Source organism: Kitasatospora sp. NPDC028961 (genome assembly GCF_055564815.1).
Genome location: NZ_JBVHVO010000015.1, coordinates 125,378 through 150,931 on the forward strand (window position 1 = coordinate 125,378; position 25,554 = coordinate 150,931).

Consider the following 25,554-nt stretch of genomic DNA (forward strand, 5'->3'; position numbering starts at 1 on the left):
CGCCGGTCCGGCGGCACCGCTCTACGCTCGAAAGATGACCCGGCAGCCGGACGGCAGGATCGTGGTCGGTGTGGACGGCTCCCCGCTCTCCCTCGCCGCCGTCCGCTGGGCCGCCCGGCTCGCCGCCGTCACCGGCGGCCCGCTGGAGGCGGTGACCGTCTGGGAGTTCCCCTGCCTGCTGGGCGAGCACGGCCTCGTTCCGCCCGCCCTGGACGGCTTCGGCCCCGAGCGGCACGCCGCGCGGATCCTCGACGAGACCCTGGCCGCCGCACTGTCCTCCGCCGGACCCTCGGCCGGGCCCTCCGCCGTCCGGCGCCACCTCAAGGCCGGCGCGCCCGGTCCGGCGCTGACCGGCGCCGCCGAGGGCGCCGCCGTGCTCGTCCTCGGCAGCCGTGGCCGCGCCGCGCCACCCGGCGCCGCCCTCGGCACCGTCACCCAGTACTGCGTGCACCACGCCCCGTGCACCGTCGTGGTGGTCAGGTGATCATCGTCACAGGCCCAACTCCCGGCCCGTGACGACCCGCTGACCGCCCGTCCGCCGCGCCTTCCGGCACAACGCAGAAGTCCCGCCCGATCTCTCGATCGGGCGGGACTTCCTGTTGGGTGGAGCTGAGGGGATTCGAACCCCTGACCCCCTCGATGCGAACGAGGTGCGCTACCGGACTGCGCCACAGCCCCAACGAGAAGAAACTTTAGCACCTTTCGGAGGGGGCTCGTGACCACCCCCGGAGGACCGGACGGCCGGGGGTGCCGGAGCACCCCCGGGCGGTCACTCGTTGGCGGCGCGCCGGCGGGGTTCGGTGGCGGCGGGCTCGGCGTACTGGTCGAAGAGCGGGGTGTTGCGCGCCTCGGTCGCCCGGACCTCCCCGGTACGGACCTCTCCGGTCCGGGCCTCCGCCGGACGGCCGGCCGTCCAGGTGCCGGGGGCCGACAGGTCGAGGCCCCGGCTGACCCGGGGCGCCACCGGAGCCGTGACGTAGGTCGGCAGCGGGACGGGGACGGGCTCCCAGGAGTCCGGACCGGCCGCGCCGCGCTCGCGCATGCCGTCGACCCACTCCTCGTGCTCGGTCGCCTCCGCCAGTGCCGAGGCGGACGCCGGACCCGCCGGCTCCGGGGCCTGGTCGCGGTCGGTGGCGAGTCGCAGGTGCGAGCGGCCGCGCCCGGCCGGCTCCGCGGCCTCGGGGGCCCGCTCCGGCGCCTCCTCGGCCGGACCGGCCTCGGCACGCTGCTGTTCGCGCTTGCGCAGCCGCTCGGCGGCCTGGGCGGCCCGGACCCGGTCGATCTTCACCTCGTACCGCAGCCGCTCCAGCTTGCGCAGGTGGCCGATGTAGAGGGTCAGCAGGGTCGCCGGCACGGCCGGGACCCACAGGAAGGCGAGGCCGGACACCGCCGCGACGACCGCGCCGAGGGCGAAGGCCAGGAAGAGGACGGTGACCATCCGGCGGCGCCGGGCCAGCAGCCGCGCCCGGGGCTCGATCCCGCCGCGCGCACCGGTTGGGCGCTCGGGGGCGCGGACCGCCGGCCGCTCCGGCTCCGGCGCGGTCCCGCCGTCGCGGTCGGCACCCGGATCGCCGTCGCGGTCGGCACCCGGATCGCCCTCGCGGTCGGCACCGGGATCGCCGTCGGGACCGGCGCCGGGGTCGCCCGGGGCGGCCTCGTCCCGTACGGGAGGGCCGTCGTCGCTCTGCTCGTCGTCACGCGGTTCGTCGCCCAGGGCCCGGGCCGCCCGCCGCTCCAGCGCCGAACGCCCGGCCAGCAGGCGGATGGCGGTGCTGAAGCGTTCCGTCGGGCGCGCCTCGTTGAGCTCGTCCTGCCTGCGGAGCCACATCGGCACCAGATAGGCGGCCCAGGCCCCTACGATGACGGCGTAGATAAGGCCGCTACTGCTCACGTTTCACACCGTACGGGCGCCGGGGAAGGCACGGCAGCAATTTGGCGCGGCGTGTCGTGTGATCAAGCTGATTCTCCGACTATTTTGCCGGTATTTGTGCCCGTCCGTCGCCACGCCGATGCCATATCGATATTTGGTTCGAACATATATTCAATTACGCGGGCGCCGCGCCGAACTGAGCGTCCGCCAGCGTTCCAGCATCCCCTCGGGAACCTCCTCGGCGGTGAGCGCGTACACCAGGTGGTCGCGCCAGTCGCCGTCGATGTGCAGATAGCGCGGCCGCATTCCCTCCGAGCGGAACCCGAGCTTTTCCACCACCCGGCGGCTCGGTCCGTTCTCCGGCCGGATGCAGACCTCGATCCGGTGCAGGCCCAGGGTGGTGAAACAGTGGTCCACCGAAAGCGCCACGGCCGCCGGCATGATGCCCCGGCCGGCCACCGCCTCGTCGATCCAGTAGCCGACGTTGGCCGAGCACATCGAGCCCCAGGTGATCCCGCCGACGGTCAGCTGGCCGACCAGCCGGCCCTGGTGGAGCACCACGAAGGGCAGCATCCGCCCGGCCGAGGCCTCACCGCGCAGGAAGCGGACCATCTGCCGGTAGGTCGGGCGCGGGCCGGTGCCCCGGCCGGCCGGGCCGGGCGGCACGGTGGCCTCCCAGCGCCGCAGCCAGTCCCGGTTGCGGCGGCTGACCTCCTGCCACTCCCGCTGGTCCCGGCCCCGGATCGGGCGCAGCGCGACGTCCCCCTCGTGGAGTTCTACCGGCCAGCCGGCGTTCAGTGCGCTCTCCCGGAAGCAGGTGCGTCGGGCCGGGGGTGGTCCCCGCCGCCGAGCTGGTCGACGGCGTGCGCGAGCAGCGGCTCCAGGACGGCCAGGCCGTCCCTGACGCCACCGGTCGAGCCCGGCAGGTTGACGATCAGGGTACGTCCGGCGAGGCCCGCGAGCCCGCGGGAGAGCGCGGAGGTCGGGACCTTCTCGCGGCCGTACGCCCTGATGGCCTCGGGGATGCCGGGGATCTGCCGGTCGATCACCCGCGCGGTCATCTCGGGGGTGAGGTCCATCGGGGAGATGCCGGTGCCGCCGGTGGTGAGCACCACGTCGTACCCGGCCGCGACGGCCTCCCGCAGGGCCGCCTCGACCGGCTCGCCGTCCGGCACCACCCGGGGGCCGTCGGCGGTGAAGCCCATCGCGACCAGGCCGGCCACCAGCAGCGGGCCGCCGCGGTCCGCGTAGACGCCGGCCGAGGCGCGGTTGGAGACGGTGACGGCCAGCGCCCTCATCGCCGGCGCCCCCGTGACCGGCGCCCCCGCGTCCGGCGCGGTCATTCCGGGCTCCCCGCGGCGAACCAGTCGCCGCTCTTGCCGCCGGTCTTGCTGAGCACCCGGACGGACTCGATGGCGGCGCCCTTGTCGACGGCCTTGACCATGTCGATCACGGTGAGCCCGGCCACCGCGACGGCGGTGAGCGCCTCCATCTCGACGCCGGTCCGGTCGGCGGTCTTCACGGTGGCCGTGATCTCGACCGCGTCGTCGGTGACGGAGAGCTCGACCTTCACCCCGGAGACCGCGATCGGGTGGCAGAGCGGGATCAGCTCCGGTGTCTTCTTGGCGCCCATGATCCCGGCGATCCGGGCGACCGCGAGGGCGTCACCCTTGGGCACGCCCTCGCCGCGCAGCAGCTCGACCACGCGGGGGGCGACCCTGACCCGGCCGGCCGCGACCGCGGTGCGCGCGGTGGTGGCCTTCTCGGAGACGTCGACCATCCGGGCCGCGCCCTGGTCGTCGACATGGGTGAGGCGGTCGCCGGGGGGTGAGGCGGTCACGGGTGGCTCCAGGGGGCGCGCAGATCGAATACCGCGCTACCGTACTCCTCGCTCCGGCCGGGGCGTGGGACGGGCCGTGTCAGCGGACGGGACGGCCCGGTCGCCGGGACCGCTCAGCCGCCGAGCAGGACGACGTCCACCTCGCTGCCGGCGGCGAGCTCGGTGACCTCCTCGGGCACCGTGATCAGGCAGTCCGCCCTGGCCAGCGCGCCGACCAGGTGCGAGCCCGCGCCGCCGACCGGCTCCACCACGCCGTCGGCCGCCGCGTACCGGCCGCGCAGGAACTGCCGCCGCCCGGCGGGCGAGCGCAGCGCGACCGGGCAGACCGCCCGGACCACCGGGCGGTGGACGTCGGCGGCGCCGAGCATGGTGCGGATCACCGGGCGGACGAAGAGCTCGAAGGAGATGTAGGCGCTGACCGGGTTGCCGGGCAGGGCCAGCAGCGGGACGCCGGCGCCGTCGCCGATCCGGCCGAAGCCCTGCGGCTTGCCGGGCTGCATCCGCAACCGGCGGAAGTCGACCCCGCCGTAGGACTCGAAGACCTCCTTGACCACGTCGTACGCACCGACGCTGACGCCGCCGCTGGTGACGATCAGGTCGGCCCGGCCGAGCTGGTCCTCCAGGACGGCGCGCAGCCGGTCCGCGTCGTCCGGCACCCCGCCGACGCGGTAGGCGATGGCGCCGGCGTCCAGGGCGGCGGCGGTGAGGGTGAAGCTGTTGGAGTCGGCGATCTGCCCGGGGCCGACCGGCTCGCCGGGCTGGACCAGCTCGCTGCCGGTGGAGAGCACCACCACGCGCGGGCGGGGGCGGACCCGGACGGTGCCCCGGCCGATCGCGGCGAGCAGGCCGATCTGGGTGGGGCCGAGCCGGGTACCGGCTTCCAGGACCCGGTCACCGGCGGTGACGTCGCTGCCGCGGCGGCGGATGTGGGCGCCCTCGGAGACCGGGCGCAGCACCCGGACCTCCTCGTCCTCGACCGGGGCGCCCATCGCGTCGGCGGCCCGGCCGGTGCCGCTGCCGCCGTCGGTCCACTCGACCGGGGCGACCGCCTGGGCACCGGGCGGGACGGGGGCGCCGGTCATGATCCGGGCGGCCTGGCCGGGGCCGACCCTGGGCAGTTCGGCGGCGCCGGCGGCGATGTCGCCGACCACCGAGAGCACCGAGGGGTACTCGGCGGTGGCTCCGGCGGTGTCGGCGGTGCGCAGGGCGTAGCCGTCCATCGAGCTGTTGTCGAAGGGCGGCAGGTCACCGCCGGCGAGCACGTCCTCGTCGAGCCGGCAGCCCTGGGCGTCGAGCAGCTGGAGCTCGATCGCGGGCAGCGGGCCGACCGCGGCCAGCACGTCGGCGAGGTGCTCGTCGACGGTCCAGAGCCGGGCCGGCCGGGCGGCCGGTGCCGGGTCCGCGGATCCGTCGCAACAGGCTGCGGCGGGGGTGGGGCTGTTCTCCGTGGACCCGGTCATCGGCGCTCTCGCTCTCTGTCGGCGTGTCAGTCCTGCAGCTCGGAGGCGACGAACTCACGGAGCCAGGAGCGGAACTCCGGGCCCAGGTCCTCGCGCTCGGAGGCCAGACGGACGATAGCGCGCAGGTAGTCCGCGCGGTCACCGGTGTCGTAGCGGCGGCCCTTGAAGAGGACGCCGTGCACCTGGCCGCCGCTCTCGGCGTCGCGGGTGGTCAGCTCGCGCAGGGCGTCGGTGAGCTGGATCTCGCCGCCGCGGCCGGGCGGGGTCTCGCGCAGCACGTCGAAGACCGAGGGGTCGAGCACGTAGCGGCCGATGACGGCGTAGTTCGACGGCGCGTCGGCGGTCTCGGGCTTCTCGACCAGATCGGTCACCTGGAAGACGTCCTCGCCGAAGCCGTTGGCCTTGACGGCCGCGCAGCCGTACAGGTGGATCTGCGAGGGGTCGACCTCCATGAGGGCGACGACCGAGCCGCCGAGCTCCTGCTGGACCTCGATCATGCGGGCGAGCAGCGGGTCGCGCGGGTCGATCAGGTCGTCGCCGAGCAGAACGGCGAAGGGCTGGCCGGCGACGTGCTGCTCGGCGACCGAGACGGCGTGGCCGAGACCCTTCGGGTCGCCCTGGCGGACGTAGTGCATGTTGGCCAGGTCGACGGACTCGCGCACCCGGCGCAGCCGGTCCTGGTCGCCCTTGCGGGCGAGCAGCTCCTCCAGCTCGTAGGCGCGGTCGAAGTGGTCCTCCAGCGCCCGCTTGTTACGGCCGGTGACCATCAGTATGTCGGACAGCCCGGCGGAGGCCGCCTCCTCGACGACGTACTGGATCGCCGGCTTGTCGACGACGGGCAGCATCTCCTTCGGAGTGGCCTTGGTGGCCGGGAGGAAGCGCGTACCCAGTCCGGCCGCGGGGACCACGGCCTTGGTTACCGGAATTCGGGAGCTGATCGTCGTCATGCATTTACCTTACTAAGGCATGTTTACGCCCGGCCGAGCGCGGTTGACCGGCTATGACAGCACGTCGCTGGGCCCGGCCAAGGTGGCAGGCAAAGGGGAAGCGCCGGGTGAGGTGAGGGGGTCCTCTCCGGCACAGGGCGACAGACTACCCGGGTTTTCCGAACGGTCACGCTCGGCAGCGGAGCCGCTGAGTGGCCGGGAGGAGGCGGCTTCGCGCCAGCAGTCCCCGCCGGCGTCGCGGGCCTCGGCCAGGGCCCGGTCGGCGGCCCGGAGCAGGACGGCGGCATGCGTACCGTCCTCGGGCAGCACGGCCACGCCGACCGCGGCGGTGAGCCCGTTGCCCTGCTGGCGGCGGCCCTCGCGCGGGCCGGAGGACCAGTCCAGCAGCAGGTGGCGGCGGACCGACCAGACCAGCCGTTCGGCGACGTGCGCCGCGCCCGCGGCGCCGGTGTCCGGCAGCACGATCAGGAAGACCTCGCCGCTGTACCGGCCGAGGGTGTCGGAGCGGCGGATCTCCATGCCGAGCCGCTGGGCGAGGTCGCGCAGTATCGCGTCGGCCCGGGCCCGGCCGTGTTCGGCGATCACCCGGTCGAAGCCCGCGATGTCCAGCAGCAGGACGGCCAGCGGGTGCGGGCCGTCCTGCTGGTCGGCCTGCTCGGCCCGGCGGGCGCGCTCGATCTCCCGGTCCAGGGTGAGCTGCAGGTGGCGGTAGTTCCAGACCCCCGTGAGCGGGTCGCAGGAGGCGGTGCGCTCCAGCTCGGCGCAGCGGGCCTCCAGCTCGGCGACCCGCTCGCGCAGCCGGGCCTCGCGGTCGGCGGCGGCGCCGTCGGCCCGGCGCAGCCGCAGGCCGAACACGGCGGCGCCGGCCAGCGCCGGGGCGCTCAGCGCGGCCAGGGCCTGGAGCAGCAGCGGGGTCGACATCGGGGCGCCTTCCGCGTGTCAGGCTCTGGACGTCACGGGCACAGAGCTGTGGAGGATCCCATGCACAACGAGAAGAGCGCGCTGAGGACACGGCTGCTGGCCGAACGGCGGGCGCTGGTGGCGGTGGAGCGGGAGCGGGCGGCGCTCGCCCTGGCCGGGCACGCCGGCGCGCTGGCCGAGCCGGGCGCCACGGTGGCCGCGTACGTGTCGGTCGGCAGCGAGCCGGGCACCCGGCGGCTGCTGGACGCGCTGCTGGCGCGCGGGGTCCGGGTGCTGCTGCCGGTGCTGCTGGCCGACAACGACCTGGACTGGGCCGAGTACGAGGGGCCGCAGGCGCTGGCGCCGGCCGGGCGCGGGCTGCTGGAGCCGGTCGGCGGCCGGCTCGGACCGGAGGCCGTGACCACGGCGTCGCTGGTGCTGCTGCCCGGCCTGGCGGTGGACCGGCGGGGGCTGCGGCTGGGCCGCGGCGGCGGCTCGTACGACCGGGTGCTGGCCCGGCTCGGGCGGGCCGGGGCGCGCCCGCTGCTGGCGGTGCTGCTCTACGAGCACGAGCTGCTGGCGAGCGTGCCGGCCGAGCCGCACGACCTGCCGGTGGACCTCGCCCTCACCCCGTCCGGGCCGCACCGGCTGGGGTGACGCCCGCGGTGACGACGGCGGCCCCGCGCCTCGGGGTCCGAGGGGCGGGGCCGCCGTGCCGTGCGGGCAGGCTCAGCCGGTGGTCAGCACCAACTTGTGCTTGGCCGACTTCTCGACCGCGTCGGGTGAATAGGCCCAGGTCAGCAGCTTGCCCTTGAGCCAGAGGTCGGTCTGGTCGTTGTAGTTGTCGTGGAAGGCGTGCCCGGAGGCGCCGCCCACGTTCACCCAGCGCGAGGCGTCGAAGTCGCTCAGGTCGACGACCATCCGCATCGACGGGATCCAGTCCACCTGGTAGCCCGCCGCCGCGTTCCAGCCCGCCGCGTCGACCGCGCCGGAGCCGCCGGAGAGGCGGTACGGGCCGCGGTTGAGCAGTCGCTGGACGAAGCCGGAGGCGATCGAGGAGTCGTCGCTGCCCAGAGTCTGTTCGCGCAGCGTCAGGGTGTGCAGACGGCCCCAGCTCCAGGTGGAGACGTCCTTGCTGAGCAGCGCCGTGAGGTCCTGACGGGCATTCTTCATCGCCTCGGCGAGCAGGTTGTCGAGGCCCTTCTGCTCGTGGTGGTCCGAGTCGATGTACGTCCACCAGCTGCTGTCGGGCTTCGCCAGCTGCTGGCGCACCACCTCGGTCCAGCGGTCGCCGCCGTCCGGCTGGGCCTTGCCCGGGTCACGGGTGCCGCACTCGGTGACGATCTGGGTGCGGCTGTCGGGCTTGGTCGGGTCGGTCTGCCGGCGGACCAGCAGGCAGTTGTCCTCGGCGCGCAGGTCGGCCGGGAACTTCTGGCCGAAGGAGAGGCTGAGCAGCTGGCGCCAGACGCCGTTGTAGTAGGCGGCGGCGGCCGAGTCGGCGTCCTGGTGGAAGTTCCAGTCCTTCAGCAGGTCCTGCGCCTCGCGCACGTACGGGTCGTCGATCTGCACCTTCAGCAGCATCGGGACCAGCGTCCTGGCCAGGATGCTGGTGTTGTCGAGCTGCATCTCCTGCATGTCGTCCGGCGAGATCTTGCCGTTGTTCCTGAGCTTGGCCTCGATCTGGTCGGTGATCTCCTTGGCCCGGGTGCCGTACTCCCAGTCCTTGGTCAGCAGGTACTTGTACGAGGGGTCGACCACGGCCTGGTTGGCGGTGACGATGTAGCCGGCGGCCGGGTTGCGGCTGTAGGGCAGGGCGGTGAACGGGACAGCGCCCTTCCACTGGTACGAGGAGTCCCAGCCCGGCGCCGGGTAGCCGCCGTCGCCCTTGCCGCGGACCGGGATGTTGCCCGGGGCCTGGTAGCCGATGTTCTCGGCGTCGGCGTAGATCAGGTTCTGCGCGGGGACGGCGAAGTCCTTCGCGGCGGCCCGGAAGTCGTCCCAGCCCTTGGCGCGGTCCAGCGCGAAGACGGCGTCCATGGTCTTGCCCGGCTCCAGCGCCGTCCACTGCAGGGCCACGCCGTAGCCGCTGGTCGAGCGGTCCGGGGCGGAGGCGCCGTTCGGCGCGTACTTGCCGACGTTCTGCTGCTCGGTGCTCTGGTCGGAGATCAGCGGGGCGCCGGTCTGGGTGGTGCGGACGGTGATGGTGCGGTCCTCGCCGCCGGCCACCTTGATGGTCTCCTTGCGCAGCGTGAACTTCACCTCCTTGCCGTCCACCAGGTAGGTCTCCGGGCCGGTGACCTTCTCCAGGAAGAGGTCGGTGACGTCGGCGCCGAGGTTGGTGAAGCCCCAGGCGATGTCCTTGTTGTGGCCGATCACCACGCCCGGCATACCGGCGAAGGTGAAGCCGGAGACGTCGTACTGGCAGGCGGGCGAGGCGGTGCGGCAGTGCAGGCCCATCTGGTACCAGACCGACGGCAGGCCGGGGCCGAGGTGCGGGTCGTTGGCCAGCAGCGGCTTGCCGGTGGTGGTGTGCGAGCCGGCGACCACCCAGGAGTTGGACCCGATGCCCTGGCCCTGCCGGCCGAGCAGCTGCGGCATCGCGTCGATCCGGTCGGTGACGTCCTTGAACATCGCCTTGGTCGCGGCCGCGCCCTGCGCGGTGCCCGCGGTGGGGCCGGACTGGGCGGCCCCGTCCGCCGGGCGGTACGCGTCGCCCGAGACGGTGCCGGTCTTCACGATGGTGCCGTTGCGCGCGTACGGGTACTCCGGGTACAGCTCGGCGATCTTCTCCGGGCTGAAGTCCTGGGCGAGCAGCGAGCGGTCGATCTCCTCCTGGAGGTTCCCCGAGAGGTTCCAGGCCATCGCCTTCAGCCAGGAGACCGAGTCGACCGGGGCCCACTGCTCCGGCTTGTAGTCGCCGTTCACCACGCCGAGCAGGCTGTACTCCAGCGAGGCGCTCGCGCCGCCGGGGTGCTCGCCGAGCCAGGCGTTGACGCCGTCCGCGTACGCCTGGAGGTTCTTCCTGGTCTCGGGCGACAGCTGGGAGTCGATCTCCTTCTGCGCCACGTCGCGCCAACCCATGGTGCGGATGAAGGAGTCGGTCTCGACCTGGCTGTCGCCGAACATCTCGGAGAGCCGGCCCGCGGTGATGTGCCGTCGGACGTCCATCTCCCAGAACCGGTCCTGCGCCTGCACGTAGCCCTGGGCGCGGAAGAGGTCCTCCGGGGTGTCGGCGTAGAGCTGGGGGATGCCGTTGGCATCCCGCTTCACGTCGACCGGCGCGCTCAGGCCCGCCACCTTGACGCTGCCGTCGACCTCCGGGAAGGACGCGCGTACCGCGGCCACCCCCCGGTAGCCGCCGTAGCCGGCGCCGGCCACCAGCAGCACGACCAGCACGATCACGATCAGACGGGCGCGCCGGAACTTCTTCGAGCGGGGCATCTGGGTCCTTGCGGTCCTCGACTGGGGGACGGGCGGGCATGTCCAGGGCACACGGCCATGACAGGGGACCACATTAGGCCGAGTCCACTGGCGGGCGTGCACGGGGGACGCTCACGGTGGGATCGGACGAGGTCAGCGGAGGGCGGGAAGGGACCCGTGTGAACGGTGAAGCTAAAGATATGGCAAAATGTTAGACTGAGTAACGATCCGCTAGCGGAGCAATCGCCCCCGGCCGGTCGGCTCCCCCCGGCCTCACCGCCACCAGACACCCCGCCCGCCCCCAGCCTGCCCGAGGTGCCCCTGCGTGAATGTCGACCACCTGAACCAGCTGCTCCTCGAATTCTCCGTGATCCTGCTGGTCGCGGTGGTCGCCGTGCGCATCTCGACCCGGTCGGGGCTGCCCAGCCTGCTGATCTACCTCGGCATCGGCGTCGCCCTCGGCCAGAACGGCCTGGGCTTCGCCTTCAACAACGCCGCGCTGACCCAGGTGATCGGCTACGCCGCACTGGTCGTCATCCTGGCCGAGGGCGGTCTCAAGACGAGCTGGCGCGAGGTCAGACCCGTGATGCCGGCCGCCACCGTGCTCGCCACGGTCGGCGTCGGGATCAGCGTCTTCGTGACCGCGGCCGGCGCGCACTGGCTGGTCGGCCTGGACTGGCGGACGTCCATGCTGCTCGGCGCGATCGTCTCCTCGACCGACGCGGCCGCCGTCTTCTCCGTGCTGCGGATGGTCCCGCTGCCGCACCGGCTGACCGGGCTCCTGGAGGCCGAGTCGGGCTTCAACGACGCCCCCGTGGTGATCCTCGTCGTCGCCTTCGCCACCACCGGTGAACTCGACTCGTGGTACGTCCTGATCGGCACGATCGTCGCCGAGCTGGCCATCGGGGCCGCGGTCGGCCTCACGGTCGGCAAGCTGGGCGCCTTCGGGATCAAGCACGTCGCCCTGCCGTCCTCCGGCCTCTACCCGATCGCCGTCCTGGCGCTCACCGTGCTCGCCTACGCCGGCGGCGCGCTGCTGCACGGCTCCGGCTTCCTCGCCGTCTACATCAGCGCGGTCATCCTGGGGAACGCCAAACTGCCGCACGGGCCCGCCGTCCGCGGCTTCGCCGACGGACTGGCCTGGATCGGGCAGATCGGCATGTTCGTGCTGCTCGGCCTGCTCTGCACCCCCGAGACCATGGGCTCGGCCGTGGTGCCCGCGCTGGTGATCGGCGCCGTGCTGGTCTTCCTGGCCAGGCCGCTGTCGGTGGTGATCACGCTGACGCCCTTCAAGCTGCCCGGCCGCGAGCAGGCGCTGCTCAGCTGGGCCGGGCTGCGCGGGGCGGTGCCCATCGTGCTGGCGACCATCCCGATGGTGGCCGGCACGCCGATGGCCCACGACGTCTTCAACATCGTCTTCATCCTGGTCGTGGTCTTCACCCTGCTCCAGGGCCCGACCCTGCCCTGGGTCGCCAAGTGGCTGAAGATCTCCGAGGGCTCGATGGGGCAGGACCTCGGCATCGAGTCCGCGCCCCTGGAGAAGCTGCACGGACACCTGCTGTCGGTGGCGCTGTCGCCGAGTTCCAGGATGTCCGGCGTGGAGATCGGCGAGCTACGGCTGCCGGCCGGCGCGGCGGTGACCCTGGTGGTCCGGGAGGGCAGCAGCTTCGTCCCGGACAAGGCCACCGTGCTGCGCGGCGGCGACGAACTGCTGGTCGTGACCACCGACGAGGTGAGCGAGGCCGCCGAGCGGCGGCTGCGGGCCGTGGACAAGGGCGGCAAGCTCGCGGGGTGGCTGTACGGGCGGCGGTGACCGCGATGACCACGGGGGCTTCGTCCAGCGCTCACCTCCGATGGACGGGACAGATCTGGATGTCCTCTGTATGGTGGGAACAGCGCGTCATCTACGCGCGTATATGCAGAACGATCGAAACACCCCAGCATCTGCCTGAAGCAGAGTTGGCGCGACCGCTCGGCGGCCGCGGCCCGGATCCCGGCAACCACGCCGGGCGGGCCCGGTAACTACCCCGGTCGACGCGCGAGAGGACGACTCTCGGCGCCGTCGGGGCCACCCCATGCCCCTTCCGCGCTACCAGGCAGCAGGAAGGACGACCGTGACGGCCCGCCGAACGGTCGAGAACACCGCGGACACCCACGCCGCCCTGGCCACCGACACGCTCCCGGACACCCCGCCGGGCACCGGGGCCCCCACCGACCAGGGCGCACCCGCCCGCGTCGGGTACGGCGCACTGCTGCGCACCCCCGGGGCCTGGACGTTCCTGGCCCCCGCCTTCGCCGCGCGGCTCCCGTACGCGATGCTCAGCCTGGGCATCGTCCTGCTGGTGCTGGACACCCACGGCTCCTACGGCACGGCCGGCAGCGTCGCGGCGGTCTCCGCCGTCGCCCAGGCCTTCATCGGCCCGCAGACCGGCCGGCTGGCCGACCGCTTCGGCCAGGCCGCCGTGCTCGTCCCGACCGTGATCGTGCACGCGGTCTCGGTCGGCGCGCTGATCGCGCTGGCCCTGGGCCACGCCCCGGTCTGGACCCTCTTCCTCGCCGCCGCCCCGGCCGGCGCCAGCGTGCCGCAGGTCGGCGCGATGGTCCGGTCCCGCTGGGTCGCCAAGCTCTCCGCCGAGGGTGCGGCCGGCGGGCGCTCGGCGTCCGCGCTGTCGGCCGCCAAGCTCAACACCGCCTTCGCCTTCGAGTCCGTGACGGACGAGTTCACCTTCGTGATCGGCCCGGTGCTCGCCGGCGCCATCGCCACCTCGGTCACGCCCGCCGCCGGGCTGATCGCCGAGGCCGCGCTGACCGTGGTCGGCGGACTGGCCTTCGCCGCCCAGCGGCGCACCGCGCCGGCCCGGCACCCGCACCAGCCCGGCGTCCGCCGGGTCTCCGCGCTCTCCTCCCCCGGCGTCCGGCTGCTGGCCGGCGCGTTCCTGGGCGTCGGCACCGTCTTCGGCGCCATGCAGGTGTCGGTCACCGCGTTCACCGAGTCGGTCGGCCAGCCCGGCGCCAACGGCACCGTGTACGGGATCTTCGCCGGCGGCTCGATGCTGGCCGGCGTGCTGTACGGCATGGTCGCCTGGCGCCGGGCCGCCCGGCACCGGATGCTGGCCAGCTACGCGCTGCTGGTCGTGGGCTGCTCGACGCTCTGGGCGATGCCCAACCTGGTCGCGCTGTCCGTCGCCGGGCTGGTCTGCGGCCTGGCCATCGCACCGACGCTGATCACCGGGTACACCCTGGTCGAGACGTTGGTCGCGGACGGCGCCAAGACCGAGGCCTTCACCTGGCTGACCGGTGCGATCGGGCTGGGCCTGGCGGCCGGGTCCACGGTCGCCGGACGGCTGATCGACGGACACGGGCCGTCGGCCGGGTTCCTGGTGCCGATGGCCGGTGCCGGGCTCGGCCTGGTCGCGCTGGTCGCGCTGCGGCACCTGCTGATCGCGCCGGGCTCGGCGAGCACGGTGGTCGCGGGCGCGAACGAGCGGGGCTCGGCTCCGCAGCTGGTCGGGGCGGCGAAGGGCTGAGCGGCGGGGCTGGGGGCGTCGGGTCGGGCCGGGCCGGGCCGGACGCGTCCGGCCGGTCGGTCGAGCCGACCCGGGGTGGCCCTCGGCGGCCGGCTTCCGGCGGGCGCGGGAACGGGTGCTTCGGCGCGCCCCCGGCTCATCTCACATTCGAGTCGCTGGACTGATCCAGCGGAATGCCGCATCATTGACCATCGTTAGCACTCATCAGGCGAGAGTGCCAGGAGGAAGACAAGTGCCCACGTACCAGTACCAGTGCACCGAGTGCGGCAACGGCCTGGAGGCGGTGCAGAAGTTCACCGACGAGGCGCTGACCACGTGCCCCGACTGCCAGGGACGGCTCCGCAAGGTCTTCTCGGCCGTGGGTGTGGTCTTCAAGGGCTCCGGCTTCTACCGGACCGACAGCCGATCCTCGTCCACCAGCTCGGTGGGCACCGGCTCGTCGTCGAACTCGACCTCGTCGGGTTCGTCCTCGTCCGGCTCGTCGTCGGCTGCTTCGACCTCGTCCTCGTCGTCCTCGGGCGGCTCGACCGCTGCCGCGAGCTCGGCTCCGGCGGCGAAGCCGGCCGGCTGAGACCAGACTTCGCAAGGCCCGTGGGCCCGCGCCATCGCGCGGCCCGCGGGCCTTTCGCGTGCCCGGGCGGGGGGCAGGCCGCTCGCGGTCAACCCCCGATGGGCCCACTACCCCGTTCGGGTGTACGGAGTTGTCCACAGGGCCGAGTTGTCCACAGGCCTGGGGACAGGGCTTCCACCCGCCCCCTGGGCCGCCCAGAGTGTGCGTCGGAAGAGCCGGCCCGCACCCCGGGCCGGCGCCCTGCGACCACCGGTGGTGCCCATGTCGACCACGAGCCTCCCCTCGCGGTTCCCGCCGCTCCCCGCCCCGGCCGTTCCGCCCCGGCGGGAGGTGCCGCCCTTCGCGCCGATCCGGCGTGGCGGTGGCCGCCTCCACCGGCTCCGCCGGGCCGCCCGGCACCGGTTCGGGGTGCCCGCCCTGCTGCTGGTCGCCCTGTCGGCCGCGCTGGCCGTCGGGCCCGCGCGGGCGGGTCTCTCCCCGCCGGGCGCCGCGTCGGTCGGCCGATCGGGTTGTCCATCGGGGCCCATCGAAGATCACCCGTGACCGGACAACGACTTCGTCGTTCACGCGGCATGAAAGGCTTCAAGGAATTCCTGCTGCGCGGAAATGTCGTCGAGCTCGCCGTCGCCGTCGTCATCGGCGCGGCGTTCACCAACATCATCAACGCCTTCGTCAAGGGCGTGATCAACCCGATCGTCGGCGCCTTCGGAGCCAAGGACCTGGACGCCTACAGTTCCTGCCTCAAGGGCCCCTGCGAGCTGAGCGCGACCGGCGAGGTCACGTCCGGGATCCTCATCCTGTGGGGCTCGGTGCTGAGCGCCCTCCTGCAGTTCGTCATCACCGCGGCCGTCGTCTACTTCTGCCTGATCCTGCCGATGACCAGGTTCGCCGCCCGGCGCAAGAGCCTCGCCGAGGTCCAGGCGGAGGCCGAGGCCAAGGAGGTCCTGCTGCTGACCGAGATCCGCGACGCGCTGGTCACGCAGCAGCGCTGAGCACGCGCCGTCAGTCGCCGTGGTGCGGCGGGCGCTGGCTCAGGTACCAGTCCAGTCCCCGTCCACCACTCTCCCCCGCTCCCGGGCGCCCGCCCCAGCCGGCGTCGGTGTCATCACTGGACTGCTGGTCCAGCGGGTCCCGGAAGACCAGCCGGGCCTTCGTCGCGGCCTTGGGGTCCTCGGACGCCTTCACGGCCGCCGCGGCGTCCGCCCCGACCCCGTCGTCCTGCCTGGGCTCCCGCTCGGTCACCGGCCCGCCTCCGTCTCGCACGTCGTCCACTCCTCCAGCCTAGAAGCTCCCCGTGCCCGCGCCGACCGCCGCCGAGGACGCGAGAGGGCCCCGGTGCGGAGCGATTCCGCACCCGGGGCCCCGGTCCGACGGCGAGGTGGCGGCGGGGAGGCCGTCAGGCGGCTTCGAAGCCCGCGTGGTCGGCGATCCGCTTCAGCTCGGCCAGCGCGTGCTTCTCGATCTGGCGGATCCGCTCCCGCGTCAGCCCGTGCTGCTTGCCCACCTCGGTGAGCGTCCGCTCACGGCCGTCCTCCATCCCGTAGCGCGACCGGATGATCGAGGCCGTCCGGTCGTCCAGGCGCCCGATCAGACCGTCCAGCTCCTCGCGGCGGAGCATGACCATCACGGCGTCCTCCGGGGACGTCGCCCCGGTGTCCTCGACCAGGTCGCCGAACTGGGTCTCGCCCTCGTCGTCGACGGACATGTTGAGGCTCACCGGGTCACGCGCCCAGTCCAGGACGTCCTTGATCCGCGCCTCGGTGGTGTCCAGCTCGGCCGCGATCTCGGCCGGCTCCGGCTCACGGCCCAGCTCCTTGGACTTCTCCCGCTGGACGCGCCGGATCCGGCCCAGCTCCTCGACCAGGTGGACGGGCAGCCGGATGGTGCGCGACTGGTCGGCGATGGAGCGGGTGATCGCCTGCCGGATCCACCAGGTGGCATAGGTGGAGAACTTGAAACCCTTGGCGTAGTCGAACTTCTCCACCGCCCGCACCAGGCCGGCGTTGCCCTCCTGGATGAGGTCGAGCAACGGGAGGCCGCTGCGCGGGTAACGCCGCGCGACGGCGACGACCAGCCGGAGGTTGGAGCGGATGAAGACGTCCTTGGCGCGCTCGGCGTCCTCGGCTATCGCCTCCAGCTCCTCACGCTTCACACCCTTGGGGAGCTCCGCCTCCTCCAGCAGGTGCTGGGCGTACACACCGGCCTCGATCCGCAGCGAGAGCTCGACCTCCTCGGCGGCATCGAGCAGGGGCGTCCTGGCGATCTCGTCGAGATACATACCGACCAGGTCACGGTCGGCCTCAAGGTTGGTCGGGCGGGCCGCGCGAGTCCGGTCGGCCCTGTCGCGAACGACGGCACGGGTGGCCATGCTTGCTCCCTTTGCTGGAATTGCCGAGGTCTGCCTGCCTGCCCCCAAGAGGGCAAGAATGCGGGCCCCGCGGGGCTCACACGTAACGATCCAACGAACAGATTCCGGACAACATTCCCAAGTCGCTCAGATTCTTCCGCCAATGCAGTATGCTGCCGGTTTTCACCGCGCCCCTGGACGGAGCGTGACCGGGCCGGCACCACAGGTGCCGACCGGGCGGACCACACGGCGCGGTCCACACGGCGCGGTCCACCGAATGCGGTCGGCGGGACCGCGGGTCGGGACCGCAGGTGCGGCCCTCCGGCGCCTTGCCGCTGCGCGGCCGCCCATGCCGGGGCCGTCGACGCACTCCTTTGCGGACCCTTCACTCCGGAGAACCCGCGGGCAGCCGCGCGCGTTCCCGCCCGGCCCCGCCGGAGCCGCCGCTGCCACCGGTTCCGCACCCCGGAGCCGCCCCGCGCCCGCACCCCGGCGCACGCAGATCCTCCGCACAAAAGATGCCAAATCGCTATCGCGCAGGCGTCCGATCAGCACAACGCACTGGGAAGGTGTCAGCCATGCACCTGACCAACAGCTCGCCTCTCCTCACCCCGCGTAATCGCCACCTGCTCCGGCACCTGGCGCTCGCGGCGGGCTGTACCGCGCTGTTCGCGGCCCTGGCCACCCTGGTGCAGACCGGCTGGTCCCCCCTCGCCCGCCTGGACCAGGGCTGGGTGGACGACATGCACCGCTACGCCCAGGGCCGAAGAGTCTGGGTCGCCTCGGTGCAGATGCTCACCGACATCGGCGGCACGATCACCATGCGTACGCTGCTCGGCGCCGCCACGCTCTGGCTCTGGCTGATCGGGGCCCGGGTGCTGGCCTGCTGGGCGGCGGCCCAGGCGCTGGTCGGCTGGGGCTTCCTGTGGGTCCTGAAGCTCTGCCTCGACCGCCTGCGGCCGCACTTCCCCGACCCGGTCGCCCACGCCGGCGGCCCGGCCCTCCCGTCCGGGCATGCGATGGCCTCCGTGATCACCTGCGCCGTCCTGGTCGGGCTGGTCTGGCACCGGTCCTCGCGCGGCGGGCGGATCACCGCCTGTTCGATCGCCGCGCTGACCGTGCTGACGATCGGCTGGACGAGGGTCGCCCTCGCCGTCCACTGGCCGAGCGACGTGCTGGGCGGCTGGCTGGCCGCCGGGATCGTCCTGGGCGCGGTCACCGTGGCCGTCGAGCTCTGCCGGCCCGGCGCGCTGGCCCGGGACGTCCGGCGGGTCAACTGGCGGACCAGGCCGAGGGTCCAGCGCGTCCTCGTTTCCCAGACCGCCCCCGCGCCCTACGACCCGGCTTTTGATCCGGCCTTCGATCCGGCCTTCGATCCGGCCTTCGAGGAGGCCGGCGAGCGGGCCGGCGAGCGACCGGACGGCGCGGTCAAGCCCTAGCGCGCGTCCCCCCAGCCTCGGGCCGGTCCGCCGGGCCCGCCTAGCCTGGCCTTCATGCCGCTTCCCTCGACGCCCGACCGACCCGCTCCCGCCCCCGACTTCCCCGACCGGCCGCTGCGGATCGCCGCCGCGCAGGCCCAGGCGGTGGCGGGCGACATCCCCGCCAACGTCGCGACCGTCGCCGACCTGATCCGCGAGGCCGCCTCGGACGGCGTCCGCCTGGTGCTCTTCGCCGAGAAGTTCCTGTCCGGCTACGAGCCCGAGCTGATCCGGACCGACCCCCTCAAGTACAGCGTCCAGCCCGGCGATCCCCGGCTCGCACCGATCGCCGACGCCTGCCGGGAGACCGGCACCGCCGCCGTGGTCGGCGCGGCCGTCCGGGACGTCGACGGCGAACTGCGCATCTCCGCCCTGGTCTTCGGCCCCGACGGTGCGATCGCCGCCCGGTACGACAAGCAGTACCTCTTCAAGACCGAACGGGACACCTACCGCCCCGGGACGACGGGTTGCACCCTCCAACTCGACGGCTGGCGGCTCGGCCTGGGCATCTGCTACGACTCCGGCTTCCCCGAGCACGCCCGCGCCGCCGCCCTCGACGGCTGCCACGCCTACCTGGTCGGCGCGCTGTTCAGCGTGGGCCACGGCCACCACGAGTCCCGGACCTGGTTCCCGGCCCGCGCGCTCGACAACATCCTCTACACCGTGCTGGCCAACCACATCGGCACCACCGGCGGCTGGCACACCTGCGGTGCCAGCGCCGTCTGGTCCCCCGACGGCCGCCTCCTCGCCGAGGCCGGCCCGGACCGCCGCGAGCTGGTCGTCGCCGACCTCGACCCGGAGGTCCTGCGCACCACCCGGGAGGCCGAGAGCCTCCTCGCCGACCTCGCCTCCCAGCCCCGCACCACCCCGCGCGACCGGCGCGCCCTCGGTCTCGGCTGAGCCCGCCCCCGACGCCCCGTCACACGCCGGCAGCCCCGAACGCGCCCGGCCGGCTCCGCCACCCCGGGGCGCCGGTCGCCGTGCCCACCATGGGCCCGCCGGGCACGCGGCCCCACGGCCGTGAACGCGGCACGGACGCGGCACAAGCGGGACACGGGCGGGACGGCGGGCGGGAACGACGAAGGCCCAGGTCCGGGGGAATCCCCGGATCTGGGCCTTCACTGCGTAGCGCGCTGTGCCCCAGGCAGGATTCGAACCTGCGACACCGGCTTTAGGAGAACGGGTGTGGGATCCTCGGGCTGACCTGCGCCGTTACCGTACTGGGCGGTTGGCGCTCTCTCTCCCGCCGCTACCCGCGGTTCCCCGCAGCTCCCCGCCCAACCTGGCACGCCCGTGGCACGGGCAGACCACCACTACAACTCGCATGTCGAGTCCGTCTTTGCTGAAATCAAGCCATGAGTTCAACCATTGCCGTTGCAATCACTGCCGCCTCGGCGGCATTACTTGGCTCGGGGCTAACCGCTTGGATCGCTGCCAGCAACGTACGCCGCCAGCTCGACCACCAACTCAGTCTGGCTCGCGAAGAGCGTAGCGAGAGGTGGTCAGCCGAACTGCGCGCGGCCCGCCGAGACGCGTACGCAAGTTTCCTGGTAGCAGCTAACAGAGCTGTAGCTACGATCCGCCAGGTGAAGGCGCGAGATCTCACCGACGACGAGTTCAGGACCCGGTATGGAGCCGCTGCTGACTCGCTTGTCGAGATCGTTCCATCTCATGCACTAGTGATCATCGAAGGTCCGGAGGAGGTGCGACAGGCGGCCCTGAAGGTGCGTACCGATCTCGAAGCCGAGCTAAAGGCCGTCCGCGCTGCCCGCCGCAATACAGAACTCCTCCCGTCGTTGATTGAGGCAGGTCAACAGCGAATGGGATCAATGGGCACAATGGCCAATGCTGCGGGAGATGCGTTGCGCGGCAATGATCGCCCGTCCTGAGCAGGGTGAAGTCGCAGATAGGGCGGTGGAGCGGTTTTGGCCGGTGTCCTGCCTGGTTTGGGGTCGAGCATGAGCGGGGGGCCGTAAGCTGTTGCGACTCGGTCAGAGCTCTTTGGGCCTGACCGCAATTTGGCCGAGTGGCCCCCCGTTCTTGCTCGACTCGGGTCCCGGGCCTGGGAGGTGGGTAAAACCGTGGAGCCGCCCGCCCCCAGCCCCGGCGGGCTCTAACCTCGGCATCCCTCCCGGCCGCACGCTCGACGTGCGCGGCCGGCCGCCGCCGAAGCGGGGCGCAGACAGGAGCGACGGCGAGCGGCAGGGCCGCGCGCTGGCGCGCTGTGCGCGCCCTTGACTCAGTAGCGAAACTCATAACACCCACCCCCACCTCACCCCCCTCTCCCCCAACCCTCTCCCCCTCTCCGACTCGCCGATGGCAGGTGGCATGGTGCTCGTGCTCGGCCCTACCCGGTCAGACTCCGGCCGTCGTGGGCCCGGATGTGCGGGGCAAGGTTCTCGGGGCTGCTCAGAGCGTCAAGGATGCGCACGGCGAAGACCTCGCCCATGCCCTCCTGGACCTCTTGCGGGGTGAACCAGCGAACGGCCGTTGCCTCGTCCGTGGCCCGCTCTCGGCCGCTCTCGACCCGGCATCGGAAGACCAGCGCCACAATGCCGCGGCTCATGTTCTTGTAGACGCCCGTGAGCCGCTCCGGCCGCACGACGAGCCCGGTCTCCTCGAAGACCTCACGCCGAACGCCGTCCTCGACGGTCTCACCGAGTTCGAGCACCCCGCCCGGAGGCTCCCAGGTACCGTTGTCGGCCCGCTGGATGACCAGGACTCGCCCGTCCTCGCGCACCACAGCGCCGGCCACGGACACGGAGTGGAGAGGCGTTGACGGTTGAAGTGGGGGGCTGCTACTCATGTACAGGAGCATAGGAGACAAGAAGGACCATGGCGAGCAATGAGGTGGCCTCAACGGCCAAGGCGAAGTACCTCCAGATCGCGGACGACCTGGCAGCGCAGATCAAGTCAGGGACTCTTGCAGCCGGCGCGGCGGTCCCCAGCGAGGCTGAGCTGATGGAGCGTTACGGTGTGGCCTCGGGGACGGTTCGGAAGGCTATTGCCGAGCTGCGGACGGCCCAGCTCATCGAGACGCACCACGGGCGCGGCTCCTTCGTGCGTTCCCGACCGCCAGTGCAGCGCAAGTCCTCGGACCGGTTCCGCCGGGAGCACCGCAAGGCAGGTAAGGCTGCCTACCTCGCTGAGACTGAGCAGTCCGGCGGTACTCCCTCCGTAACAGTCCTCTTCGTGGGGCCAACCGACGCTCCCGCCGAGATCGCCGAACGGCTCAGCGTGCCTGCCGGCGCAAAGGTTCTCGCCCGAAAGCGGCGCTACTTCCGAGACGGCATCCCCACAGAAGAGGCGACCTCCTACCTGCCGTGGGATGTCGTGCGGGACATCCCTGAGATGTTCGCGGAGAACCCCGGTGGCGGCGGTATCTACGCCCGCCTGGAAGAGCACGGGCACATGCTCACCGAGTTCACCGAGACCGTACGTGCCCGCCTGGCGACCAAGCCTGAGACTGCAGCCCTGGCTCTCAGCCCGGGAGCCCCCGTGATCCATCTCGTCCGGGATGCCATGACGGACGACGGTCGCGTAGTCGAGGTCTGCGACACCGTGATGGCCGCCGATCAGTTCGTCCTGGACTACCGATTTGCCGCACGGGACTGACGCGCAATCAACTCACCCGACCCGTCGCAAGATTCTTCTCGCGGCGGGTTGACTCATGTACAGGACTAGGGCACTCTTCTAACCGTCACTCATGTACATGAGTGCACAAGGTCAGGCCCATGTAGTTGACCTGCCCGATCCCCGGTGGTTCGTCATCCCAGAAGCGGGGTGGGACCGCCGGACACGCCGCCCGCTCGATCCCCTGGTGGCCCATCTCGTAGGGGTCGCCGAACACGCCGCCAGCAACGCAAGCGGGGACGGCGCGCTCAACCGCCAAGCCGACGCGCCGTCCCCTTCGCCCCTCTTCCAAGGGAGCTTCCATCATGCCTGCTGCCCTCCCCGCCGGTCTCGCCATGGCGCTCGCCTACTGCGCGTGTGCCGGGACCGGCCGCGCCCTGGTCCCCGCGAAGTACCGGGCTGCGCTGGGCGACTTCGTGTCCTGCTCGCTCCATGACGCCCCCGTGCCAGCCGCCGACGCGTGCCCGGCCTGCTTGGGAACCCTGCGGGTCGTGGACTCGGACGGCGCCCTATCCGGGACCGCCGGTGCCCTCGTCCCGTGCGACTGCATCAGCACCCACCTCTACGGCCGCTACGGCGCCTGCCCGTGCCACGTCGACGTCTGGAACGAGAACGACGGTCACACCGGCTGGGTGCCGCTCCCGCTGGCCGAGTTCACCGACGACGGCCCGTTCTTCCGCTCCTGCACCGAGCACACCCCGGGCGCCATGCCCGCGCTGGCGGTGGCCGCGTGACCCACGCCCCCGCTCTCCCCGGTGAGGCGTCCCGGCTCGCGGTCGCGGACCTGGCCCGGCTCGCCTCCCAGGGAGACCTCCCCCGCCTGGCCGACCAGTTACGCCGCACCGGCGGCTGCGCCAACCCGATCCACCTCAAGGGCTTCCGGACCCTGGTCCACGCCCCGACCGGTGCCGTCTGGAACCGCTACTCCACCGACCACGAACCCGGTGGACGTCTCAAAGTGGCGTGCGGAAACCGGCGGGCCTCCCGCTGCCCCTCCTGCGCCCGCACCTACTCCGCGGACACCTTCCACCTGATCCGCGCCGGACTCGCCGGCGACGACTCGAAGGGGATCCCGGACACGGTCCGCTCCCACCCCCGCGTCTTCGCCACCCTCACCGCCCCCAGCTTCGGCCCGGTCCACAACCGCCCCGACTCCGGCCCGTGCCGCTGCGGCCACGCCCACCCCGCCGGCGCCACCGTCCTCGGCACCCCGCTGGATCCGGACCGGTACGACTACACGCATGCCGTGCTGTGGAACAACCACGCCCCCGACCTGTGGCGCCGCTTCACCATCTACCTGTTCCGCACCATGGCCAAGATGGCCGGCCTCTACCAGTACGAGTTCAAGGAGCAAGCTCGGATCTCCTTCGGCAAGGTCGCCGAGTACCAGCGACGCGGCGCCGTCCACTTCCACGCCGTCATCCGCATCGACGGACCCGACGGACCCGACACGCCCCCGCCCCCGTGGGCCACCCTCGCGCTCCTGGACGCCGCGATCCGCGCCGCCGCCCGCCGCGCCGCAGTCCCCGTGGTCGCCGCTGGCAACCACCCGGCCCCGGTCCTCCAGTGGGGCGAACAGGTGGACGTCCGCCCGATCGGCGCCTTCGCCTCCGGAGAGATCAGCGAACGGGCCGTCGCCTCCTACGTCGCCAAGTACGCCACCAAGTCGGCGGAGACCACCGAGACCGTGGACCGCCGCATCCTGGAGCGCCACGAACTCGACCGGCACGACCTGCCCGCCCATACCCGGCGGCTGATCGAAACCTGCTGGGACCTCGACAAGGCCTATCCCGGCCGCCTGCTCGCGCACTGGTCACACATGCTCGGCTTCCGCGGCCACTTCTCCTCCAAGTCCCCCAAGTACTCGACCACCCTCGGCGCCCTCCGCCAGGTCCGCGCCGACTACCGCGCCGAACAGGCCCGGTCCGACCTGCGGGAGCGGCTCCTCGCCAACGGCCTGCCCGACCTGGACGGCCTCCCCGACGCCGAAACCCTGGTCGTCGCCCACTGGGCCTTCGCCGGCGCCGGGAACTCCCCGGGCGAATCGATGCTCGCGGCCACCATCGCCCGGGACCTGCACGCACGACACACCACCGACCGACAGGAGATGCGCGCACAGCTCGCGCGAGAAGAGGGGGAACACGCATGGACCGCTTGCTGAGCGTGGGGGAGGTGGCGGAACGGCTCGGCACCACCGACCGGTTCCCGCGCCGCCTGATCGAGGAACGCCGGATCGCCTTCGTCAAGGTCGGCCGCCACGTCCGCATCCCGGAGATGGCCCTCGCCGATTACGTGGCCACGAACACCGTCCGGCCGGTCACCCCGTCCCGTCGTCTCCGGGCGGTGGCCTGATGGCGAACGGCAAGGGCAACCGCCGGCGCTTCGGCTCGGTCCGCCAGCTTCCCTCCGGACGCTGGCAGGTCCGCTATCGCGACCCGTTGACAGGCCAACTCCGGGCCGCTGAGGAGACGTACCCGACCAAGACGGACGCCGAGGTGGCACTGTCCTTGATCGAGGCGGATATCACGCGCGACAAGTGGGTCGATCCGGACGCCGGGAAGGTCAACTTCGGCGAGTACGCCACCCGCTGGCTCAAGGAGCGCAAGCTGGAGGAGACCACCCGGGAGCGGTACGAGACGGCGCTCCGGCTTCACATCCTGCCGACCCTAGGGCCGAGGTTCGTCGCACAGATCAACCCGGCACGAGTGCGAACCTGGCGAACTCGATTGCTGGAGTCCGGAGTTGGCGAACCGACCGTGGTCAAGGCGTACCAGATGCTGCGGGCCATCATGAACACTGCCCTGGACGACGAACTGATCAAGCGCAACCCGTGCCGGATCAAGGGCGCCGACACCTACGACGTGCCCGAGCGGCCGGTCCTGTCCGTCGCCGAGGTGTTCGCCGTGGCCGCCGCCATCTCACCCCGGTGGCGTGCGCTGGTCCTGGTCACCGCGTTCACCACGCTGCGGTTTGGCGAGCTGGCCGCCCTCCGCCGGCGGGACGTCGATCTGGACGCCCGGCTCCTCCGGGTCCGCCGGAACCAGGCCGAGCTGTACAGCGGGAAGCTCTACGACAAGGCACCGAAGAGCCGCGCCGGGTTCCGCCCGGTGGCCTTCCCTGCCTCGATCGTGGACACCCTCCGGAACCACCTGGAGCACTACGCGGGCCAAGGACCAAACGGCCACCTGTTCATCGGGCCACGCGGTGGCCGACTGCGCCGGAGCAACTTCCGAGACGACTGGATCGCGGCAAAGACGAGGGCGGGGGTCTCCGGCGACGTGCACTTCCATGATCTGCGCCATACCGGAAACACCCTCGCGTCCCAGAGCGGCGCGAGCACCAAGGAGCTCATGACTCGTATGGGCCACAGCACGGCGCGGGCCGCGCTGATCTACCAGCACATGACCAGCGACCGTGACCGGGCCATCGCCGACAGGATGGGCGAGATGGTCCAAAAGGAGCTGGAGAAGCAGGACCCGCCGGAGCAATCTGGCACGGACGTGGCACAGGACGACTGACCGCCCCGGATCAACTGAGGCCCAGACCTGAGGGATCGCTCCC

At 72.4% G+C, this 25,554-nt stretch carries 25 protein-coding genes and 1 tRNA gene; 14 read left to right on the top strand and 12 right to left on the bottom strand.

Annotated features, from left to right (window positions below):
• Positions 1 to 34 precede the first annotated feature (34 nt).
• Positions 35 to 484: a universal stress protein gene (locus ACZ4UX_RS24415; RefSeq protein WP_465708224.1), complete on the top strand. Its 450-nt coding sequence runs from the start codon at positions 35 to 37 to the stop codon at positions 482 to 484.
• Between the two features lie 120 nt (positions 485 to 604).
• On the opposite strand, the gene ACZ4UX_RS24420 is transcribed toward ACZ4UX_RS24415, so the two are convergent.
• The 8 genes from ACZ4UX_RS24420 to ACZ4UX_RS24455 all read right to left on the bottom strand — a co-directional run bounded on the left by ACZ4UX_RS24420 (position 605) and on the right by ACZ4UX_RS24455 (position 7,038).
• A tRNA-Ala gene (locus tag ACZ4UX_RS24420) sits at positions 605 to 678 on the bottom strand.
• Positions 679 to 769: 91 nt separating this feature from the next.
• A complete protein-coding gene (gene sepX / locus ACZ4UX_RS24425) occupies positions 770 to 1,891 on the bottom strand; it encodes a divisome protein SepX/GlpR (RefSeq protein WP_465708225.1) in 1,122 nt (373 codons plus the stop codon).
• Between the two features lie 150 nt (positions 1,892 to 2,041).
• Positions 2,042 to 2,668 (bottom strand): GNAT family N-acetyltransferase, encoded by a 627-nt coding sequence (locus ACZ4UX_RS24430; protein WP_329492222.1) that lies wholly within the window; start codon positions 2,666 to 2,668, stop codon positions 2,042 to 2,044.
• Positions 2,665 to 3,168, bottom strand: a complete 504-nt coding sequence (locus ACZ4UX_RS24435) for a MogA/MoaB family molybdenum cofactor biosynthesis protein (RefSeq protein WP_465708253.1) — start codon at positions 3,166 to 3,168, stop codon at positions 2,665 to 2,667. The genes ACZ4UX_RS24430 and ACZ4UX_RS24435 overlap by 4 nt, the downstream gene beginning before the upstream one ends.
• Before the next feature lie 41 nt (positions 3,169 to 3,209).
• On the bottom strand, positions 3,210 to 3,650 hold the full coding sequence (moaC, locus tag ACZ4UX_RS24440; protein ID WP_380382281.1) for a cyclic pyranopterin monophosphate synthase MoaC: 441 nt from the start codon (positions 3,648 to 3,650) through the stop codon (positions 3,210 to 3,212).
• A 173-nt stretch (positions 3,651 to 3,823) separates the two neighbouring features.
• Positions 3,824 to 5,170, bottom strand: coding sequence for a molybdotransferase-like divisome protein Glp (glp, locus tag ACZ4UX_RS24445; RefSeq protein ID WP_465708226.1), 1,347 nt, complete (start codon positions 5,168 to 5,170; stop codon positions 3,824 to 3,826).
• Between the two features lie 26 nt (positions 5,171 to 5,196).
• A complete protein-coding gene (gene galU / locus ACZ4UX_RS24450; protein WP_329489280.1) occupies positions 5,197 to 6,117 on the bottom strand; it encodes a UTP--glucose-1-phosphate uridylyltransferase GalU in 921 nt (306 codons plus the stop codon).
• 51 nt (positions 6,118 to 6,168) lie between these two features.
• Positions 6,169 to 7,038, bottom strand: a complete 870-nt coding sequence (locus ACZ4UX_RS24455; protein ID WP_396488747.1) for a GGDEF domain-containing protein — start codon at positions 7,036 to 7,038, stop codon at positions 6,169 to 6,171.
• Between the two features lie 60 nt (positions 7,039 to 7,098).
• Between ACZ4UX_RS24455 and ACZ4UX_RS24460 the strand changes: the two genes are divergently transcribed.
• Positions 7,099 to 7,674, top strand: coding sequence for a 5-formyltetrahydrofolate cyclo-ligase (locus tag ACZ4UX_RS24460; protein ID WP_465708227.1), 576 nt, complete (start codon positions 7,099 to 7,101; stop codon positions 7,672 to 7,674).
• Positions 7,675 to 7,746: 72 nt separating this feature from the next.
• Here ACZ4UX_RS24460 and ACZ4UX_RS24465 read toward each other — a convergent pair whose 3' ends face one another.
• The gene (locus ACZ4UX_RS24465; RefSeq protein WP_465708228.1) at positions 7,747 to 10,458 is read right to left on the bottom strand and encodes a penicillin acylase family protein; all 2,712 of its coding nucleotides are present in this window, start codon (positions 10,456 to 10,458) and stop codon (positions 7,747 to 7,749) included.
• Positions 10,459 to 10,762: 304 nt separating this feature from the next.
• Here ACZ4UX_RS24465 and ACZ4UX_RS24470 point away from each other — a divergent pair, with 304 nt between their 5' ends.
• The 4 genes from ACZ4UX_RS24470 to mscL all read left to right on the top strand — a co-directional run bounded on the left by ACZ4UX_RS24470 (position 10,763) and on the right by mscL (position 15,527).
• Positions 10,763 to 12,250, top strand: coding sequence for a potassium/proton antiporter (locus tag ACZ4UX_RS24470; RefSeq protein WP_359836657.1), 1,488 nt, complete (start codon positions 10,763 to 10,765; stop codon positions 12,248 to 12,250).
• A 436-nt stretch (positions 12,251 to 12,686) separates the two neighbouring features.
• The gene (locus ACZ4UX_RS24475) at positions 12,687 to 13,964 is read left to right on the top strand and encodes an MFS transporter (protein ID WP_465708254.1); all 1,278 of its coding nucleotides are present in this window, start codon (positions 12,687 to 12,689) and stop codon (positions 13,962 to 13,964) included.
• A gap of 232 nt (positions 13,965 to 14,196) precedes the next feature.
• Entirely contained in the window at positions 14,197 to 14,535 is a 339-nt protein-coding gene (locus ACZ4UX_RS24480; RefSeq protein WP_352290629.1) for an FmdB family zinc ribbon protein, read from the top strand.
• Between the two features lie 572 nt (positions 14,536 to 15,107).
• Positions 15,108 to 15,527 (top strand): large conductance mechanosensitive channel protein MscL, encoded by a 420-nt coding sequence (mscL, locus tag ACZ4UX_RS24485; RefSeq protein WP_465708229.1) that lies wholly within the window; start codon positions 15,108 to 15,110, stop codon positions 15,525 to 15,527.
• A 10-nt stretch (positions 15,528 to 15,537) separates the two neighbouring features.
• On the opposite strand, the gene ACZ4UX_RS24490 is transcribed toward mscL, so the two are convergent.
• Together ACZ4UX_RS24490 and ACZ4UX_RS24495 are read right to left on the bottom strand one after the other, a co-directional pair.
• Positions 15,538 to 15,807 carry a hypothetical protein gene (locus tag ACZ4UX_RS24490; protein WP_465708230.1) on the bottom strand — a complete coding sequence of 90 codons (270 nt, stop codon included), beginning with the start codon at positions 15,805 to 15,807 and terminating at the stop codon, positions 15,538 to 15,540.
• A 124-nt stretch (positions 15,808 to 15,931) separates the two neighbouring features.
• Entirely contained in the window at positions 15,932 to 16,903 is a 972-nt protein-coding gene (locus ACZ4UX_RS24495) for a sigma-70 family RNA polymerase sigma factor (RefSeq protein ID WP_329489273.1), read from the bottom strand.
• A gap of 557 nt (positions 16,904 to 17,460) precedes the next feature.
• Here ACZ4UX_RS24495 and ACZ4UX_RS24500 point away from each other — a divergent pair.
• The 3 genes from ACZ4UX_RS24500 (at position 17,461) to ACZ4UX_RS24510 (ending at position 20,249) form a co-directional block, all read left to right on the top strand.
• Positions 17,461 to 18,321, top strand: a complete 861-nt coding sequence (locus ACZ4UX_RS24500) for a phosphatase PAP2 family protein (RefSeq protein WP_465708231.1) — start codon at positions 17,461 to 17,463, stop codon at positions 18,319 to 18,321.
• A gap of 54 nt (positions 18,322 to 18,375) precedes the next feature.
• Positions 18,376 to 19,260, top strand: a complete 885-nt coding sequence (locus ACZ4UX_RS24505) for a carbon-nitrogen hydrolase family protein (protein ID WP_465708232.1) — start codon at positions 18,376 to 18,378, stop codon at positions 19,258 to 19,260.
• Between the two features lie 455 nt (positions 19,261 to 19,715).
• Positions 19,716 to 20,249 carry a hypothetical protein gene (locus tag ACZ4UX_RS24510; protein WP_465708233.1) on the top strand — a complete coding sequence of 178 codons (534 nt, stop codon included), beginning with the start codon at positions 19,716 to 19,718 and terminating at the stop codon, positions 20,247 to 20,249.
• Between the two features lie 458 nt (positions 20,250 to 20,707).
• On the opposite strand, the gene ACZ4UX_RS24515 is transcribed toward ACZ4UX_RS24510, so the two are convergent.
• The gene (locus ACZ4UX_RS24515; RefSeq protein ID WP_465708234.1) at positions 20,708 to 21,178 is read right to left on the bottom strand and encodes an NUDIX hydrolase; all 471 of its coding nucleotides are present in this window, start codon (positions 21,176 to 21,178) and stop codon (positions 20,708 to 20,710) included.
• 17 nt (positions 21,179 to 21,195) lie between these two features.
• On the opposite strand from ACZ4UX_RS24515, the gene ACZ4UX_RS24520 reads away from it, so the two are divergent.
• The 5 genes from ACZ4UX_RS24520 (at position 21,196) to ACZ4UX_RS24540 (ending at position 25,511) form a co-directional block, all read left to right on the top strand.
• Complete coding sequence (locus ACZ4UX_RS24520; protein ID WP_465708235.1) at positions 21,196 to 21,975, top strand: GntR family transcriptional regulator; 780 nt, start codon at positions 21,196 to 21,198, stop codon at positions 21,973 to 21,975.
• A gap of 323 nt (positions 21,976 to 22,298) precedes the next feature.
• On the top strand, positions 22,299 to 22,727 hold the full coding sequence (locus ACZ4UX_RS24525; protein ID WP_465708236.1) for a hypothetical protein: 429 nt from the start codon (positions 22,299 to 22,301) through the stop codon (positions 22,725 to 22,727).
• A complete protein-coding gene (gene repSA / locus ACZ4UX_RS24530) occupies positions 22,724 to 24,154 on the top strand; it encodes a replication initiator protein RepSA (protein ID WP_465708237.1) in 1,431 nt (476 codons plus the stop codon). Before ACZ4UX_RS24525 ends, repSA begins: the two co-directional genes overlap by 4 nt.
• Positions 24,139 to 24,345, top strand: a complete 207-nt coding sequence (locus ACZ4UX_RS24535) for an excisionase family DNA-binding protein (protein WP_465708238.1) — start codon at positions 24,139 to 24,141, stop codon at positions 24,343 to 24,345. The genes repSA and ACZ4UX_RS24535 overlap by 16 nt, the downstream gene beginning before the upstream one ends.
• Positions 24,345 to 25,511, top strand: coding sequence for a tyrosine-type recombinase/integrase (locus ACZ4UX_RS24540; RefSeq protein WP_465708239.1), 1,167 nt, complete (start codon positions 24,345 to 24,347; stop codon positions 25,509 to 25,511). The genes ACZ4UX_RS24535 and ACZ4UX_RS24540 overlap by 1 nt, the downstream gene beginning before the upstream one ends.
• The last annotated feature ends 43 nt before the right edge of the window (positions 25,512 to 25,554 follow it).